Raw genomic sequence first — 13899 nt, 5'->3', positions numbered from 1 at the left:
GGTCAGCGCACGCGATCAGCGCACGCGATCAGCGCACGCGATCAGCGCACGCGATCAGCGCACGCGATCAGCGCACGCGATCAGCGCACGCGATCAGCGCACGCGATCAACGCACACGATCAGCCTTTTTCGAGGTACTCGGCGCGGTCGGCGTCGACCAGGGCGGCGACCGAGGCGGCCAGGGCCGGATGCCGCGCCAGGTCGGGGTCCTCCTCGACCATCTCGATCGCCTCCGCCCGCGCGTCACGGATCAGATCCGCGTCGCGCAGCAGCGACAGCAGCCGCAGGTGCGAACGGCGGCCGGACTGCGTGGCGCCCAGCACGTCGCCCTCCCGTCGCTGCTCCAGGTCGAGCTCGGCGAGCTTGAATCCGTCGGTGGTGGAGGCGACCGCGTCCAACCGCTCCCGGGCGCTGCTGCCCTCGGTGGCCTCGGTGACCAGCAGGCAGAGCCCGGGAGCGCTGCCCCGGCCCACCCGGCCCCGGAGCTGGTGCAGCTGGGAGACGCCGAACCGGTCGGCGTCCAGCACCACCATCATCGTCGCGTTGGGCACGTTCACCCCGACCTCGACGACGGTCGTGGCCACCAGGACGTCCAGGTGCCCGGCGGCGAAGGAGCGCATCACGGCGTCCTTCTCGTCGGCGGGCAGCCGACCGTGGAGGACCCCGATGCGTACCCCGTGCAGGGGCCCCTCGGCCAGCAGCGGGGCGACCTCGGTCACCGCCAGCGGCGGACGCCGGCCGTTGTCGTCCAGTTCCGGCGGCTCCTCGTCGCCGCCGGACTTCGCATCCGCCTCCCCGATCCGGGGACACACCACGTACGCCTGGTGGCCGGCGGCGACCTCCTCGCGCAGTCGACGCCAGGCCCGGTCGAGGAAGGCGGGCTTGTCGGCGGCCGGCACGACGTGCGACGCGATCGGCGAACGGCCCTGCGGGAGCTGGGACAGCGTGGAGATCTCCAGGTCGCCGTAGACCGTCATGGCCACTGTCCGGGGGATCGGCGTGGCGGTCATCACCAGTACGTGCGGCGGCTGGTCGGCCTTGGCCCGCAACGCGTCCCGCTGCTCGACACCGAACCGGTGCTGCTCGTCGACCACCACCAGGCCCAGGTCGGCGAAGTCGACGCCCTCGTAGAGCAGGGCGTGGGTGCCGAGCACGATGCCCGCCGCCCCGCTGGACACCTCGGCCAGTGCCCGCCGCCGGGCCGCCGCGCCGAGCGAGCCGGTGACCAGCTCCACCCGGGTGGCGTCCTCGGCGGCACCGAGTTGTCCCGCCTGCGCGAGCGGGCCGAGCAGGTCGAGCATGCCCCGGTGATGCTGGGCGGCGAGCACCTCGGTCGGGGCCAGCAGCGCGGCCTGCCCGCCCGCGTCCACCACCTGGAGCATGGCCCGCAACGCCACCACCGTCTTGCCGGAGCCGACCTCGCCCTGCAACAGGCGGTGCATCGGGTGGTCGGTGGCCAGGTCGGCCGCGATCTCCGCGCCGACGTCGCGCTGGCCGCCGGTGAGTTCGTACGGCAGTCGGGCGTCGAACGCGTCGAGCAGCCCGCCCTGCCGTGCCGGACGGGCCCGGGCCGGTGAGGCGGCGGCCCGCTGCTTGCGGCGGACCAGGGTCAGCTGCACGGCGAACGCCTCGTCCCACTTCAACCGGTGCCGGGCGCGGTACAGGTCCTCGCGGCTGGACGGGCGGTGGATCTCACGCAGGGCGGTGCCGAGACCGATCAGGTTGCGGGTGGCCCGCACGGTGGCGGGCAGCGGGTCCTCCGGCGGCTCGACCGTGTCCAGCACGACCCGTACGCAGCGGGTGATCACCCAGGTCGGTACGGCGGCAGCCGCCGGGTAGACCGGGATCAGCGCACCGGCGAACTCCTCCACCTGCTCGTTGGCCGCCGCCTCCCCGTCGGTCTGGTCGCCGAGCAGCACGTACTCGGGTCCGTTGAGCTGCCGTTTGCCACGGAACTCGGTGACCTTGCCGGCGAACATGCCCCACCGGCCGGGGCGCAGCTCCCGCTCCCGCCAGGCCTGGTTGCCGAAGAAGGTGAGGGTGAGCGTGCCGCCGGAACCGTCGCCGACGGTCACCTCCAGCAGGTTGCCCCGGCGCTGGCGCATCGGGCGCACCGCGGTGCGCTGCACCTGGGCCAGCACGGTGACCTGCTCCCCCACGTCGAGCGTACGGATGTCGGTGTGCTCGCCGCGCTCGTCGTACCGGCGCGGGAAGTGGTAGAGCAGGTCACCGGCGGTGTGCAGGTCGAGGTGACCGGCGAGCGCCTTGGCGGTCTTGTCACCGACGAGCTTCGTGAGCGGCGTGTCCACGGTGGTCGCGTCCGAGGTCATTCGACACCTACCAGCAGGGGATAGTGCGGTTGTCCGCCCGGATACGTGTGCACCTCCACGAAGGGCCACCGGCCGACGATGTGCGTACGCACCGCCTCGGCCAGCCCGTCCGGCGCGTCCGCGCCGACGAGGAGGGTGACCAGTTCGCCGCCGCCGCCGAGCATCCGGTCGACCAGGGCGACGCTGGTCTCCACCAGATCGGTGCCGATCAGGTGCACCTCCCCCTCCACCAGGGCGAGTACGTCACCGGCGCGGCAGGGGCCGGCGACGGTGAGGGCGTCCCGCCCGGCCCGGCACACCTCCGCGTGCCGGCAGGCCCCGGCGGCCTCGGCCATCGCGATCACGTCGTCCTCGAAGCGCCGCCCCGGGTCACGGACGGCGAGCGCGGCGAGCGCCTGCACCGGCGACCGGGTGGGCACCACGCTGACCTTCACACCCGACCGGTACGCCTCCACGGCGACCTGGTTCGCCACCGCCTGCGCGTTCGGGTCGTTGGGCAGCACCACGACCCGTACCGCCCCGGTCGCCCGGACCGCGTCGAGCAGTTCACCGGTGGACGGGTTGCCGGGCACCACCACCGCCCCCTCACCGGCGAGCAGCGCGGCGATACCGGGCCCGGTGGCCACCACCACGGCACCCCGGCCGTCGGACGCCGGTCCCGGCCCGGTCTCCCGATTTGAGTCGGCTGCCGGGCCCCGGTCGGCGGCCGGGGCCGCCCCGGGGGCGCGCTGGTCGGCGAAGCGGGTCACCGAGATCTGGTACGGGCGGCCGGCCACCACGCCCGCCTCGATCGCCGCCCCGATGTCGTCGACGTGCACGTGCACCTGCCAGGTGCCGCCGGTCGGGCTGCCGTCACCGACCACCACCAGGGAGTCGCCGAGCGCGTCCAACTCGTCGCGCATCCGGCGGACCGCCTCGGCGTCGGCGTCGAGGAGGAACTGCACCTCGTAGGAGTACCCGGTGGACGTGGTCTCCCGCGCGGCGGCCGGCGGCCGCACCTGCCGGGGAGTCGGCGTGCAGGTCACCGGACGCGCCCCGGTGACCACCTCGACCAGTGCGTCCAGCAGCAGGCAGAACCCCCGCCCACCGGCGTCGACCACACCGGCCCGGGCCAGCGCCGGCAGTTGCTCGGGCGTACGGGCCAGGGCCGTGGCCGCGCCGGACGCGGCGGCTCGCGTCACGGTGGGCAGTTCGCCGTCGGCGGCCCGTTCGGCGGCGTCCGCGGCGGCGGACGCCACCGTCAGCAGGGTGCCCTCCTCCGGCCGGGCCACCGCCGCGTACGCCGCGTCGCTCGCCGCACGCAGGGCGACGGCCAGCTCCCGGCCGCCCACCTCGGGCACCGGGCCCAGCGCGTCGGCGAGGCCCCGCAGGATCTGCGACAGGATCACGCCCGAGTTCCCCCGGGCCCCGAGCAGGGCGCCCCGGGCCAGCAGCCGCAGGGCGTGCCCGTGCGCGGTCGAGGTGCCGTCCGCCCCGGTGTCGAGATCCATCGCCAGGGCCTGCTGGGCCGAGGTGAGGGTGAGCACCAGGTTGGTGCCGGTGTCGCCGTCGGGCACCGGATAGACGTTGAGGTCGTCGATCTCCCGCTGGTGCCGCTTGAGCGTGTCCAGCCCGCTGGCACACCAGCGGCGCACGGCGGCGGCATCGAGGGTGTCCAGCACGGTGGAAGCCTACTGGCGTACGCTGACAGTCGCCGGGCGTGTCACGCCGCGGTCGGATCCATGTGCCGCACGGCCCGTCCCACCCGGCCGAACCGGTGCGCCACTCGGCCGAACCTGCCGCGTGCCGGGCGTCCGGGTTCCCGGTGGGGCCGGTCCTGCGGCCGACGGTGGCCGCCGAGGCCGGGCCAGGCCCGATTGGGCAGCCGGTTCACCCATCGGGTACCCTGGCCAGGTTGCCCGGGCAGCACCTGCCGGCGACCTCATGAACGTTTCAAACCCAGGAGTATCCCGTGGCTAGCGTGTGCGACGTCTGTGGCAAGGGTCCGGGCTTCGGCCACAACGTGTCCCACTCGCACCGGCGGACCAACCGCCGCTGGAACCCGAACATCCAGTCGGTGCGTACCCCCGCCGGTGGCGGCACGACCAAGAAGCTGAAGGTCTGCACGTCCTGCATCAAGGCGGGCAAGGTCGCCCGCGCCTGACGCGGGAAGACACTGTCGTTCGATGCCGGTGGGCCGATGGCCCACCGGCATCGTCGTGTCCGCCCCCGGGAGGTCCGTACCGCCGGCACCGACTCGCCGGCACCGTACCGCCGGCATCGACGGGGCGCCGGCGCAGATGTTAGGAAGGGTCCCCTGCTATGCACCAGGCGTTAGCAGGGGACCCTTCCTTTCACGCTCAGAGGGTGCGGCCGAAGGACAGACAGCCGGGCTCGGCGGCGTAGAACCCGAAGTTGGGGATCCGCTCGTAACCGGCACCGGTGTACATCGCGATCGCCTCGGGCTGCCGGTCGCCGCACTCCAGGATGAGCCGCTTACGGCCGTGCTCGCGGGCCGAGCGCTCGATGGCCGTGAGCACCGTCCGGGCCACCCCCCGGCCACGGGCCTGCGGGGCGGTGTACATCCGCTTCAGCTCGGCGGTGTCGCCCTCGTCGCCGTGACTGCGCCAGCCGCCGCAACCGACCGGCTGCCCGTCGAGGTGAGCGACCAGGAACGCCCCGGCCGGGGGCACGAACTCGTCGGGGTCGACCGGGGTCTCGTCGCCGCTGCCGCCGTACCGGGCGCCCAGGTCGGCCAACGCGGCGGTGATCAACCGCTGCGCGACCGGGGAGTCGAAGGGCACCACATGGATCTCGATCTGCTGCACAGGTAAAGGGTACGACCCGACCCGCTCCTTACCCGGCGGGGTCACCGGAAGTGATCCCAGCCGCCCGGACCGTCGAACGGCCGCCCGTCCACGGTCACCCCGGAGCCCTCCTCGACCCGGCCGACCAACCGCCATTCGGCGGGCAGCGCCGTCGTCGGCGGGAACGTCGCCACCAACGCGTGGTCGTCGCCACCGGCCAGCAACCAGGTGTACGGGTCGACGCCGAGCGCCTGCGCGGCGTCCCGCATCTGCGGCGGCACCTCGAAGGCGTCCCGGGTGAGGTCGACGGTCACCCCGCTGGCCCGCGCCACGTGCCCGAGGTCGGCGAGGAGCCCGTCGGAGACGTCGATCATCGCGGTGGCACCGAGCCGGGCGGCCTGCGGTCCCGCCGGATAGGGCACCTCCGGGCGGCGGTACGCCTCGACGAGCAGCCGGGGCGTCCGGAATCCTCGGGAGAGCACGGTGAATCCGGCCGCCGCGTACCCGGTGCGACCGGCCAGGGCGACGAGGTCCCCGGGTCGCGCCCCGCTCCGGGTCACCGGGGCACGACCACCCAGGTCGCCCAGGGCGGTGACCGCGATGGTCAGGGTGGGACTGGCGGACATGTCCCCGCCCACCACGCTGGCGCCCACCTCGGCCGCCTCGGCACCGAGCCCGTCGGCGAGCTGTTCCACCCAGTCGGTGTCCGCGTCGGCCGGTACGCAGAGCGCCACCAGCAGCGCGGTCGGGTCGGCACCCATCGCCACCACGTCCGCGAGATTCGCCGCCGCCGCCCGGCGCCCGATGTCGTACGCGCCGGACCAGTCCCGGCGGAAGTGCCGCCCCTCCACCAGGACGTCCGTCGACGCGACCACCCGGGCGTCGGGCGCGGCGACCACCGCCGCGTCGTCACCGGGGCCGAGCAGCACCGTGGAGCCGTACGACAGGCGGGAGGTCACCCGGTCGATCAGCCCGAACTCGCCGACACCCGCCACGCTCACGCCGCTGCTCCGTCACGCCCCGTGCCGACCGGGGACGTCGTCGCGCTGAGCCGCTCAGCTCGCTCGCTCACTGCTTCTCCTTGGCCACCGATAGGGATCACCCCTGGTCCGTAAGGTACTTTCTCCCTTCGGGCCGCTTGACGGCGGCGACGGAGGGAGGTCGAGCGTGGTACAGGCGTACATCCTCATCCAGACAGAGGTCGGTCGGGCACGTGACGTGGCCGGTCTCATCGCGGATCTCGCCGGGGTGGTCCGGGTCGACGCCGTCACCGGGCCGTACGACGTGGTCGTGCTCACCGAGGCCAACACCGTCGATGAGCTCGGCAAGCTCATCGTCAGCAACGTGCAGATGGTGCCCGGCATCACCCGCACCCTGACCTGTTCGGTGGTGCGGCTGTAAGTGGACGAGACCACCAGGAAGCCCACCGACGACGACCGCACCGAGGGCGCGAAGGCGCCCGACCGCACGAACCGCTCCGCCGCGCTGATCGCCACCGCCGTGGCGTTGCCGGTGGCGCTGCTGGTGGGCGCCGTCGCCTGGGCCAACCTCCCGTCGAGTGAGCCGGCCGCCACGCCCACGGCGTCACCGAGCACCGCTGCTCCCCGGTCCACCACCCCGGTCGAGATGGCCGCTCCGGACCTGGCCGAACGACCGACCGTGGTGTGTCGCGCCCTGTTGTCGCAGTTGCCGGAGACGGTCCGCGACCTGCCGCAACGGCCGGTCTCGGCCGGTCCCGAGCAGAACGCCGCGTACGGTGATCCGGCGTTGACGGTGGCCTGCGGTGCCGATCGCCCCGCCGTGGCCCGCGACGCGCACCTCTACCTGGTCAACTCGGTCTGCTGGTTCGCGGAGGAGGGGCCGGACGCGACGGAGCTGACCACGGTCGACCGGGAGACGGAGGTGACCCTGCGGGTGCCGCACTTCTACGGCGAGGCGTTGCAGTGGGCCGCCCCGATCTCGGCGACCATCGTCGAGTCGATCCCGTCGGCCGACTCGAAGCCCACCGGCTGCACCGCCTGACCCACCCGCCGACGGCGGGCCGCCCCGGTGGCGGGCCCGCGTCGGGGTGGTGACTCAGTACTGCCCGGGTCCGCGGGTGAGCGCGGTCCGGATCAGCCGGTCGATCAGCTTCGGGTACTCCAGGCCGGCCGCCGCCCACATCCGGGGGAACATCGACGTCGGCGTGAAGCCGGGCATCGTGTTGACCTCGTTGAGGTAGACCTCCAGCTCCGGGGTGACGAAGAAGTCGGCCCGGGCCAGGCCGGCGCAGTCCAGCGCCTCGAAGGCGCGGACGGCGTAGTCGCGTACCTGCCGGGTGACCCGGTCGGGCAGGTCGGCGGGGAGGTCGTACTCGCAGGCGGACTCCGCGTCGATGTACTTGGCCTCGAAGTCGTAGAACTCGTAGTCGCCGACCACCCGCACCTCGGCGAGTACGGACGCCTCGGGCATGCCGCCGGCCTCGCCCTCCAGCACGCCGCACTCGATCTCGCGTCCGACGATGGCGCCTTCGACCAGGACCTTGTTGTCGATCTGCCGGGCGGCGGCGATCGCCGTCTCCAGGTCGGCCCAGTCGTTGACCTTGCTGACGCCGAACGAGGACCCGGCCCGGGAGGGCTTGACGAAGACCGGCAGGCCGAGCCGTTCCTTCTCCGCCTCGCTGAGCGTCATCCCGCTGCGCAGCACCGCGTACGGGCCGACCGGGATGCCCTCGGCGGCGCAGAGCTTCTTGGTGAACTCCTTGTCCATGGCGGCGGCCGAGGCGAACACCTTCGCCCCGACGTACGGGATGCCGGCCATCTCCAACATGCCCTGGATGGTGCCGTCCTCGCCGTAGGAGCCGTGCAGCACCGGGAAGACCACGTCCACATCGGCCAGCGCGCGGGGCCCCTCGGCCGGGTCGAGCACCAGCAGGCCGCTGCCGGTCGGGTCGGCGCGCAGCACGATGTCCACACCGGACTGGGCGGTGATCTCGGGCAGCCGGCGCGCGCTGATCGCCAGCTGGGCCGGGTCGCCGTTGGTCAGCACCCACTGCCCGGCCCGGGTGATGCCGACCGGCACCACCTCGAACTCGTCGGGGTCGAGTGCGGCGAGCACGCTTCCGGCGCTGACGCAGGAGATGCCGTGTTCCGGGCTACGGCCGCCGAAGACGATCGCCACGCGGGTCTTGCCTGGGGTGGTCACTGCGGTCACCTTTCCGGGACGCACTGCTGGCGCTCTCCCGGATGACCTTACTGTGCGTGGCGGGAGCGGGTGGCCGATACCCGGCGGGAACGCGGGATGGCCGCATTCGGTCAACGCGTCATATACGGTGCGTTACTGGTCGCGCATGTCGACCAGGTCAACCGACCAGTTCCCGCTCGCCGAACGCGTGCCGCCGGCCGATGGCGATCACCTTGACCCGCTGCCGGCCCGCGCGCACCATGCCCAGGGCCATGAACGCGCCGGCGATCCGGTCCGCCGCCTCCCGGCTGTTCGCACCGACGACCTGACGTCGGCGCTCCGGGGCGACGCGCTCGTTGCGACCGTCCATCTCGTACGGACGGACGTCGGTCAGGACCACCAGGAAGCGCGTCATTGCCGGCCGCCGAGGCGCTCGGCGCACACTCGCTGACCAGTCAGCACGTCGATTCCCTTCCGGTGGCCGACAACTGGCGCGGCACGCGGCGGTCGGGTACGGGGGAATAACCCGACCGCCGCGCGCCCCATCCCCTCCGGTCGCTCACCACCACCGTCGCCACGACAACCGGCGGTGAGGACGCGCTAACAGACTGACAGGTCCATGGGCATGAATGCAACTCTCACCGACGTTCTCTCATGTACAGAGTCCCAAATACGTGCGACCATCGATGCATGGCACCGAAGACCGCTCGCGCTCGCCGGTTGGGCCTCGCGCTGCGCCACCACCGGGAAGCCGCCGGCCTCACGTTGGAGGCCGCGGCGGACGAGATCAACAGCACCCGTAGCACGCTCTCCCGCTACGAGAACGCGCAGACACTGGTCAGCCCCGCCACCGTGCGGGCGCTGCTCACCCTCTACGGCGTCAAGGCCGAGGAGGTCGCCGCCGCCGTCGCGCTGGCCAAGGACGCGCGCAAGCCGGGCTGGTGGGTCTCGTACTCGTACCTGCTCGACCGGCGCACCATCGACTTCATCGCGTTGGAGGCCGAGGCCACCGGCATCGCCAACTTCGAGCCGTCGGTGATGCCGGGTCTGTTGCAGACGGCCGACTACATCCGCGCGGTGATGCGGGGCGGTCCGCACACGCTCAGCGACAACGACGTCGAGGAGCGGGTCCACATGCGGCTCGACCGGCAACAGCGGGTCTTCGAGCAGGATCCGCCGATCTTCGACGCGATCCTCGACGAGGCGGCGCTGCTGCGCCCCGTCGGCGACGAATCGGCCATGCAGGGGCAGCTCAACCATCTGCTCAAGATGAGCGATCTGCCGAACATCACCGTGCAGGTGATCCCGTTGTCCGCCGGCTACCACCGGGGCACCCGGGGGTCGTTGCACATCCTCGAGTTCGCCGACCCGGAGGACCCGATCATCGCCTCGGTGGAGACCGTCGCCGGCCAGATGATCCTGGATCGGCCCGGTGACCTGCGCACCTGCACCAAGATCATGGAACACCTGCGGACTGTCGCGCTCAGCCCGGCGGACAGCCGTGACCTACTCGTGAAGACCCTGAAGGGACGGTAAGAGGATGACACCGACGACCAACACCGTGGTGGCCGTGGCCGGGTGGCGCAAGAGCAGCCACAGCGGCGACGAGGGAGCCTGCGTGGAGGTGGCGGTCGTTCCCGGCACGGTGGCCGTACGCGACTCCAAGGACCCGAGCGGTCCACTGCTGCACTTCCCGCCGGCCGCGTGGACCGCCTTCGCCCAGTCGCCCCCGACCCCCTGAACCGGGTCCGCACTCCCTGAGCCGTACCACCACACCCAGGACCGCTGACCGGGCCGGTAAGGGCACCGCCGGCCCGGTCAGCCCCGGCTCGGGTGCCGACGCGCTACCCCGGCGGTGCTACCTTCACGGCCGACGATGCCGCCCAGCAGCCCGGGGGTCCGTGTGGAGAGAAAGTACGGCGTCCTGATCGCCGTCGTCGCGTCGACGGCCAGTCTCGCCATCGTCGGTTCCCTCGCCGGGTACTACCTGGCCGACCGGGGATCGCCGACCGTCGAGGCGGGATCGGACCGGAGCCCGGAGAACGCGACGGACCGGGACCGGGCCCCCGCCCGGGACGCGGACGACGCCCCGCAGACCCCGGTGGGCACCGACCGGCAGACGTACCGGCTCGACCGCCAGATCTACCAGGAGTCGTCGTTCCGGCTCACGCTGACCGGCGCCGAGACCTCCGACGGCACGCTGCGGCTCACCTTCCGCTACCGCAACGACTCGCCGCTGCCGTGGCCGTTGGTCTGCCCGAGCCGCGAGGACGACCTGAACTCCTCCGCGCTGACGCTCGCCGACGGCCGCACCGTACGCCCCACCGACACCTGGTGCGCCGCCGAACGGGCCGGCGAGGCGGTCACCGTCGCCCCGGGGCAGTCGACCGACACGTGGGGCGTCTTCCCCGTCTCGCCGTCCCCCACCGAGCCCTTCTCGGTGAGCTGGTACGACTTCCCGGTCCTGACGGACGTCCGACTGGGCTGACCGGCGACCACGGTCGGTCGCCCACCGACGACCGGGGTCAGTCGCCGACCAGCGGCAGCGGTGCCGGCAGGTCCCGGGCCGCCTCCAGCGCGGCGAGCGCGACGCCCCGCGCACCGGCCATGTCGCGCTCCGGCACCAGGGCGAACGTGGCCAGCGCGGCCTGCTCCGTGCGGAGCGCGGTGTGCTCGCGGACCGCCGCGAGGAACCAGTCACGGAACTCCGGTGCCGTCTCCACCACGCCACCGCCGACGAAGTACGCGTGCGGGTCGGTGAAGTTCGCCGCGATGGTGAACAGCGCACCGAGCGCCCGCGCCTGCTGCGCGAAGATCTCCCGGGCCAGGTCGTCGCCGCGCTCGCCGTACCCGCGCACCAGTTTGGCCGCCCGGTCCGGTGACTCGTCGGCCAGCGGATGCCCCGGGTAGCGCGTCAACCAGTACGGCAGCAGGTTGCGCCCGATCGCGGTCAGCGAGGCCACGCTCTCCACGTCACCGGCGAAACCGCAGGCGCAGGTCGGCACCGGCTGCTCCGGGGCCAGCACGGTGGTCAGCGGGATCTGCACGTGCCCCAGCTCACCGGCCATGCCGGCCGCGCCGGACACCACCCGGCCGTTCTCCACCACGCCGCCGCCCAGTCCGGTGCCGACGATCGCCGACACCGACGACCGCCGCATCGCGTCGGCCCCGAAGTGCACGTGGTGGGCGTAGAGCGCGGCGGCGTTGCCGTCGTTGTGATAGACCACCGGCAGCCCGATCCGGCGTTCCAACGCGCCCCGCACGTCGTACCCGCGCCAGGCCGGCTGGGAGAAGTTCGTCGAGCCCTTCGACGAGATCACCCCGGTGGCGCTGGCCGGACCCGGCGTGTCCAGCCCGACCGCCCGGACCAGCTCGCGGGGCACGCCCGTGCGGGCCAGCACGCCGTCGAGAGCCCGCGCCATCGCCGCCACCGCCGCCTCCGGCCCGGCCTGCACCTCGCTGGGCGTCTCCACCAGCTCGTCCACCAGGAACCGCCCGTCGAGGGTCAGGACCGTGGTGTTGTTGCTCGTACCTCCGTTGTCGATCCCGACGACCACCGGCACCGCTGCGCCATCCACCCGAAACCCGCCTCCCGCCGTCCGAACCTGACGCGAGGTTAGTTCTCGGTCCGTCGGCCCGCCATGCCCACGCGGCGGTTCGCGTCCCGATGTCCGGCACAGACCGGCCGGCAGGCGGTCATCGCGGTGGCCCCCAGATCGCCGTCGCGGACCACCTCCGGCACCAGCCCGACCTCCGTCAACACCGCCCACAGCTCGTCCACCTGGTCCTCGCCGACCTCCACCACCAGGTGCCCGCCGGGCGCGAGCCACCGGGGCGCGGTGGTGGCGACCCGACGCAGCACCGCCAAGCCGTCCGGACCGCCGTCCAGCGCCACCGGCGCCTCGTACCGGCGGGACTCGGGCGGCAGCAGCGGCATCGCCGCCGTCGGCACGTACGGGGCGTTCGCCACCACCAGGTCCAGGGCACCCCGGCAGGCGGCCGGCAGCGGCGCGAAGAGGTCACCGCAGAGCACCGGCACCGCCAGGTCGGCCAGGTTCCGTCGGGCGCAGGCCACCGCCGCCGGGTCCAGGTCGACCGCGGCCACCAGCCGGGGCGCGGTGAGTCGACCGGCCAACACCCGGGTCACCGCGCCGGAACCGCAGCAGAGTTCCACCACGGCCGCGGCCGGCCCGGTCACCGCCACGGCGGCCGAGACCAGCAGGGCGGTACGCGACCGGGGCACGAAGACCCCCGGCCGTACGTCGATCCGCTCACCGCAGAACTCCGCCCAGCCGAGCACGTACTCCAACGGCTCACCGGCGACCCGCCGGTCGACCAGACCGGCCAGTGTCTCCGGACTGTCGGCGCCCTCCACCAGCAACCGGCTCTCGTCCTCGGCCCAGACACAACCCGCCTCCCGCAGCCGGCGCACCAGGGCGTCGAACTCGGCCGGGGAGACGGGCACCATCAGGCCGCCGCGTCCAACGCGGCCGCGACGTCGGCGACCAGGTCGACGGTGTCCTCCACCCCACAGGAGAGCCGGACGAAGCCGGGCGCGGTGTCGTCGCCCCACTGCGCCCGCCGGTCGGCGGTGGTGTGCAGGCCGCCGAAGGACGTGGCCGCCCCGACCAGCCGGGCCGCGTCGAGGAACCGGGCGACCCGGTCGGCGTCGGCCAGGTCGAAGGAGAGCACACCCGGCATCCGCCGCAGTTGCCGCGACGCCACCGGGTAAGCCGGGTCGTCCGGCAGCCCCGGCCAGCGCACCCCCGACACGTCGGGCCGGGCCACGAGCAGCCGGGCGATCGCCTCCGCGTTCGCCGTCTGCCGGGCCAGACGCAGGTCGAGAGTGGCCAGCGACCGGTGGGCCAGCCAGGCGTCGAACGCCCCGGGCACCGACCCGGTGACCGTCCGCCAGGAGGTGGCCTGCTCCAGCAGTGCGGTCGACCGGGTGGCGAGGTAGCCGAGCAGCAGGTCCGAGTGCCCGGTCAACGCCTTGGTGCCGGAGGCCACCACCAGGTCCGCGCCGAGGTCCAGCGGACGCTGGCCGAGCGGCGTGGCGGTCGTGTTGTCCACCGCCAGCAGGGCACCGGCCGCGTGCACCCGCTCGGCCAGGGCCGGCAGGTCCACCACGTCGAGCCCCGGGTTGGCCGGCGTCTCGACCAGCACCAGGCGTACCCCGGTGAAGTCCGGGTAGGGCCCGACGGTCGGCGCGAACAGCACCCGGACCCCGTTGCCGGCCAGCGTGTCGGTGGCGAACGCGCGCACCGGGAAGTAGCCGTCGGCGGGCAGCACCACCGTGTCACCGGCCCGCAGCACCGCCAGCAGCAGGCCGGTGATCGCCGCCTGGCCACTGGCGAAGACCCGGCAGTCGCCACCCTCCAGCTCGCCGATCGCCGCCTCCAGGAGCCTGCGGGTCGGGTTGTCCGGCCGCCCGTAACCGTTCGGCGCCGCCGCCGGTCCCTGCCGGGGATCGAGGTGGTACGGCGCGGCGAAGACCGGACCGGGCAGGAAGGGCGCGCCGGGCGTCGGCTCGGGCAGGCCCGCGTGTACGCACCGGGTGCCGTCACCGGCGGAACCGGGCGTCCGGGCGTGCTCCTCGGGGGAACGGAAGCGCATCTCGT

The 13899-nt window shown here is 73.4% G+C and carries 15 protein-coding genes; 6 read left to right on the top strand and 9 right to left on the bottom strand.

The features are described from left to right. Positions 1-119 precede the first annotated feature (119 nt). Both recG and ACFYTT_RS12050 read right to left on the bottom strand, forming a co-directional pair. Positions 120-2330 carry an ATP-dependent DNA helicase RecG gene (gene recG / locus ACFYTT_RS12055; RefSeq protein ID WP_387258902.1) on the bottom strand — a complete coding sequence of 737 codons (2211 nt, stop codon included), beginning with the start codon at positions 2328-2330 and terminating at the stop codon, positions 120-122. After that, a complete protein-coding gene (locus ACFYTT_RS12050; protein WP_387258900.1) occupies positions 2327-3991 on the bottom strand; it encodes a DAK2 domain-containing protein in 1665 nt (554 codons plus the stop codon). Before ACFYTT_RS12050 ends, recG begins: the two co-directional genes overlap by 4 nt. A 290-nt stretch (positions 3992-4281) precedes the next feature. Here ACFYTT_RS12050 and rpmB point away from each other — a divergent pair, with 290 nt between their 5' ends. Next, positions 4282-4473, top strand: coding sequence for a 50S ribosomal protein L28 (gene rpmB, locus ACFYTT_RS12045; protein ID WP_093401721.1), 192 nt, complete (start codon positions 4282-4284; stop codon positions 4471-4473). A gap of 196 nt (positions 4474-4669) precedes the next feature. On the opposite strand, the gene ACFYTT_RS12040 is transcribed toward rpmB, so the two are convergent. Together ACFYTT_RS12040 and ACFYTT_RS12035 are read right to left on the bottom strand one after the other, a co-directional pair. Then, positions 4670-5137: a GNAT family N-acetyltransferase gene (locus tag ACFYTT_RS12040; RefSeq protein ID WP_131053809.1), complete on the bottom strand. Its 468-nt coding sequence runs from the start codon at positions 5135-5137 to the stop codon at positions 4670-4672. A gap of 41 nt (positions 5138-5178) precedes the next feature. Next, a complete protein-coding gene (locus ACFYTT_RS12035) occupies positions 5179-6117 on the bottom strand; it encodes a thiamine-phosphate kinase (protein ID WP_131053808.1) in 939 nt (312 codons plus the stop codon). A 166-nt stretch (positions 6118-6283) separates the two neighbouring features. Here ACFYTT_RS12035 and ACFYTT_RS12030 point away from each other — a divergent pair, with 166 nt between their 5' ends. Both ACFYTT_RS12030 and ACFYTT_RS12025 read left to right on the top strand, forming a co-directional pair. Beyond that, positions 6284-6517, top strand: a complete 234-nt coding sequence (locus tag ACFYTT_RS12030; RefSeq protein ID WP_088646044.1) for an Lrp/AsnC ligand binding domain-containing protein — start codon at positions 6284-6286, stop codon at positions 6515-6517. Next, positions 6518-7138 carry a DUF3515 domain-containing protein gene (locus ACFYTT_RS12025; RefSeq protein WP_131053807.1) on the top strand — a complete coding sequence of 207 codons (621 nt, stop codon included), beginning with the start codon at positions 6518-6520 and terminating at the stop codon, positions 7136-7138. Between the two features lie 54 nt (positions 7139-7192). On the opposite strand, the gene ACFYTT_RS12020 is transcribed toward ACFYTT_RS12025, so the two are convergent. Both ACFYTT_RS12020 and ACFYTT_RS12015 read right to left on the bottom strand, forming a co-directional pair. Beyond that, positions 7193-8299: a D-alanine--D-alanine ligase family protein gene (locus ACFYTT_RS12020; protein WP_131053806.1), complete on the bottom strand. Its 1107-nt coding sequence runs from the start codon at positions 8297-8299 to the stop codon at positions 7193-7195. Between the two features lie 157 nt (positions 8300-8456). Further along, on the bottom strand, positions 8457-8693 hold the full coding sequence (locus ACFYTT_RS12015) for a hypothetical protein (RefSeq protein ID WP_131053805.1): 237 nt from the start codon (positions 8691-8693) through the stop codon (positions 8457-8459). Positions 8694-8968: 275 nt separating this feature from the next. Here ACFYTT_RS12015 and ACFYTT_RS12010 point away from each other — a divergent pair, with 275 nt between their 5' ends. The 3 genes from ACFYTT_RS12010 to ACFYTT_RS12000 all read left to right on the top strand — a co-directional run bounded on the left by ACFYTT_RS12010 (position 8969) and on the right by ACFYTT_RS12000 (position 10766). Beyond that, the gene (locus ACFYTT_RS12010; protein ID WP_131053804.1) at positions 8969-9814 is read left to right on the top strand and encodes a helix-turn-helix transcriptional regulator; all 846 of its coding nucleotides are present in this window, start codon (positions 8969-8971) and stop codon (positions 9812-9814) included. A 4-nt stretch (positions 9815-9818) separates the two neighbouring features. Continuing rightward, a complete protein-coding gene (locus ACFYTT_RS12005) occupies positions 9819-10019 on the top strand; it encodes a DUF397 domain-containing protein (protein WP_131053803.1) in 201 nt (66 codons plus the stop codon). Positions 10020-10181: 162 nt separating this feature from the next. Then, positions 10182-10766, top strand: a complete 585-nt coding sequence (locus ACFYTT_RS12000; RefSeq protein ID WP_176092948.1) for a hypothetical protein — start codon at positions 10182-10184, stop codon at positions 10764-10766. A gap of 37 nt (positions 10767-10803) precedes the next feature. Here ACFYTT_RS12000 and ACFYTT_RS11995 read toward each other — a convergent pair whose 3' ends face one another. From ACFYTT_RS11995 to ACFYTT_RS11985, 3 genes are read right to left on the bottom strand one after another with little or no spacing between them, the layout of a single operon-like run. Beyond that, positions 10804-11856 (bottom strand): ROK family protein, encoded by a 1053-nt coding sequence (locus ACFYTT_RS11995; protein WP_131053801.1) that lies wholly within the window; start codon positions 11854-11856, stop codon positions 10804-10806. A gap of 38 nt (positions 11857-11894) precedes the next feature. Further along, positions 11895-12746 (bottom strand): putative protein N(5)-glutamine methyltransferase, encoded by an 852-nt coding sequence (locus tag ACFYTT_RS11990; RefSeq protein ID WP_387258896.1) that lies wholly within the window; start codon positions 12744-12746, stop codon positions 11895-11897. Beyond that, on the bottom strand, positions 12746-13894 hold the full coding sequence (locus ACFYTT_RS11985; RefSeq protein WP_387259724.1) for a cystathionine gamma-lyase: 1149 nt from the start codon (positions 13892-13894) through the stop codon (positions 12746-12748). Before ACFYTT_RS11985 ends, ACFYTT_RS11990 begins: the two co-directional genes overlap by 1 nt. Positions 13895-13899: the final 5 nt, after the last annotated feature.

This window comes from Micromonospora sp. NPDC003816 (genome assembly GCF_042874705.1).
In the GTDB taxonomy this organism is placed as follows: domain Bacteria; phylum Actinomycetota; class Actinomycetes; order Mycobacteriales; family Micromonosporaceae; genus Micromonospora.
The sequence above is the reverse complement of the archived record's forward strand: the minus strand, read 5'-3'. Positions and strand labels throughout refer to the sequence as shown.

What these genes read in the sequence shown, in the direction of transcription:
- ACFYTT_RS12015 (WP_131053805.1), bottom strand. Translation starts at nt 8,693, where the DNA reads ATGACGCGCTTCCTGGTGGTCCTGACCGACGTCCGTCCGTACGAGATG.
- ACFYTT_RS12010 (WP_131053804.1), top strand. Translation starts at nt 8,969, where the DNA reads ATGGCACCGAAGACCGCTCGCGCTCGCCGGTTGGGCCTCGCGCTGCGC.
- recG (WP_387258902.1), bottom strand. Translation starts at nt 2,330, where the DNA reads ATGACCTCGGACGCGACCACCGTGGACACGCCGCTCACGAAGCTCGTC.
- ACFYTT_RS11990 (WP_387258896.1), bottom strand. Translation starts at nt 12,746, where the DNA reads ATGGTGCCCGTCTCCCCGGCCGAGTTCGACGCCCTGGTGCGCCGGCTG.
- ACFYTT_RS12005 (WP_131053803.1), top strand. Translation starts at nt 9,819, where the DNA reads ATGACACCGACGACCAACACCGTGGTGGCCGTGGCCGGGTGGCGCAAG.
- ACFYTT_RS11985 (WP_387259724.1), bottom strand. Translation starts at nt 13,894, where the DNA reads ATGCGCTTCCGTTCCCCCGAGGAGCACGCCCGGACGCCCGGTTCCGCC.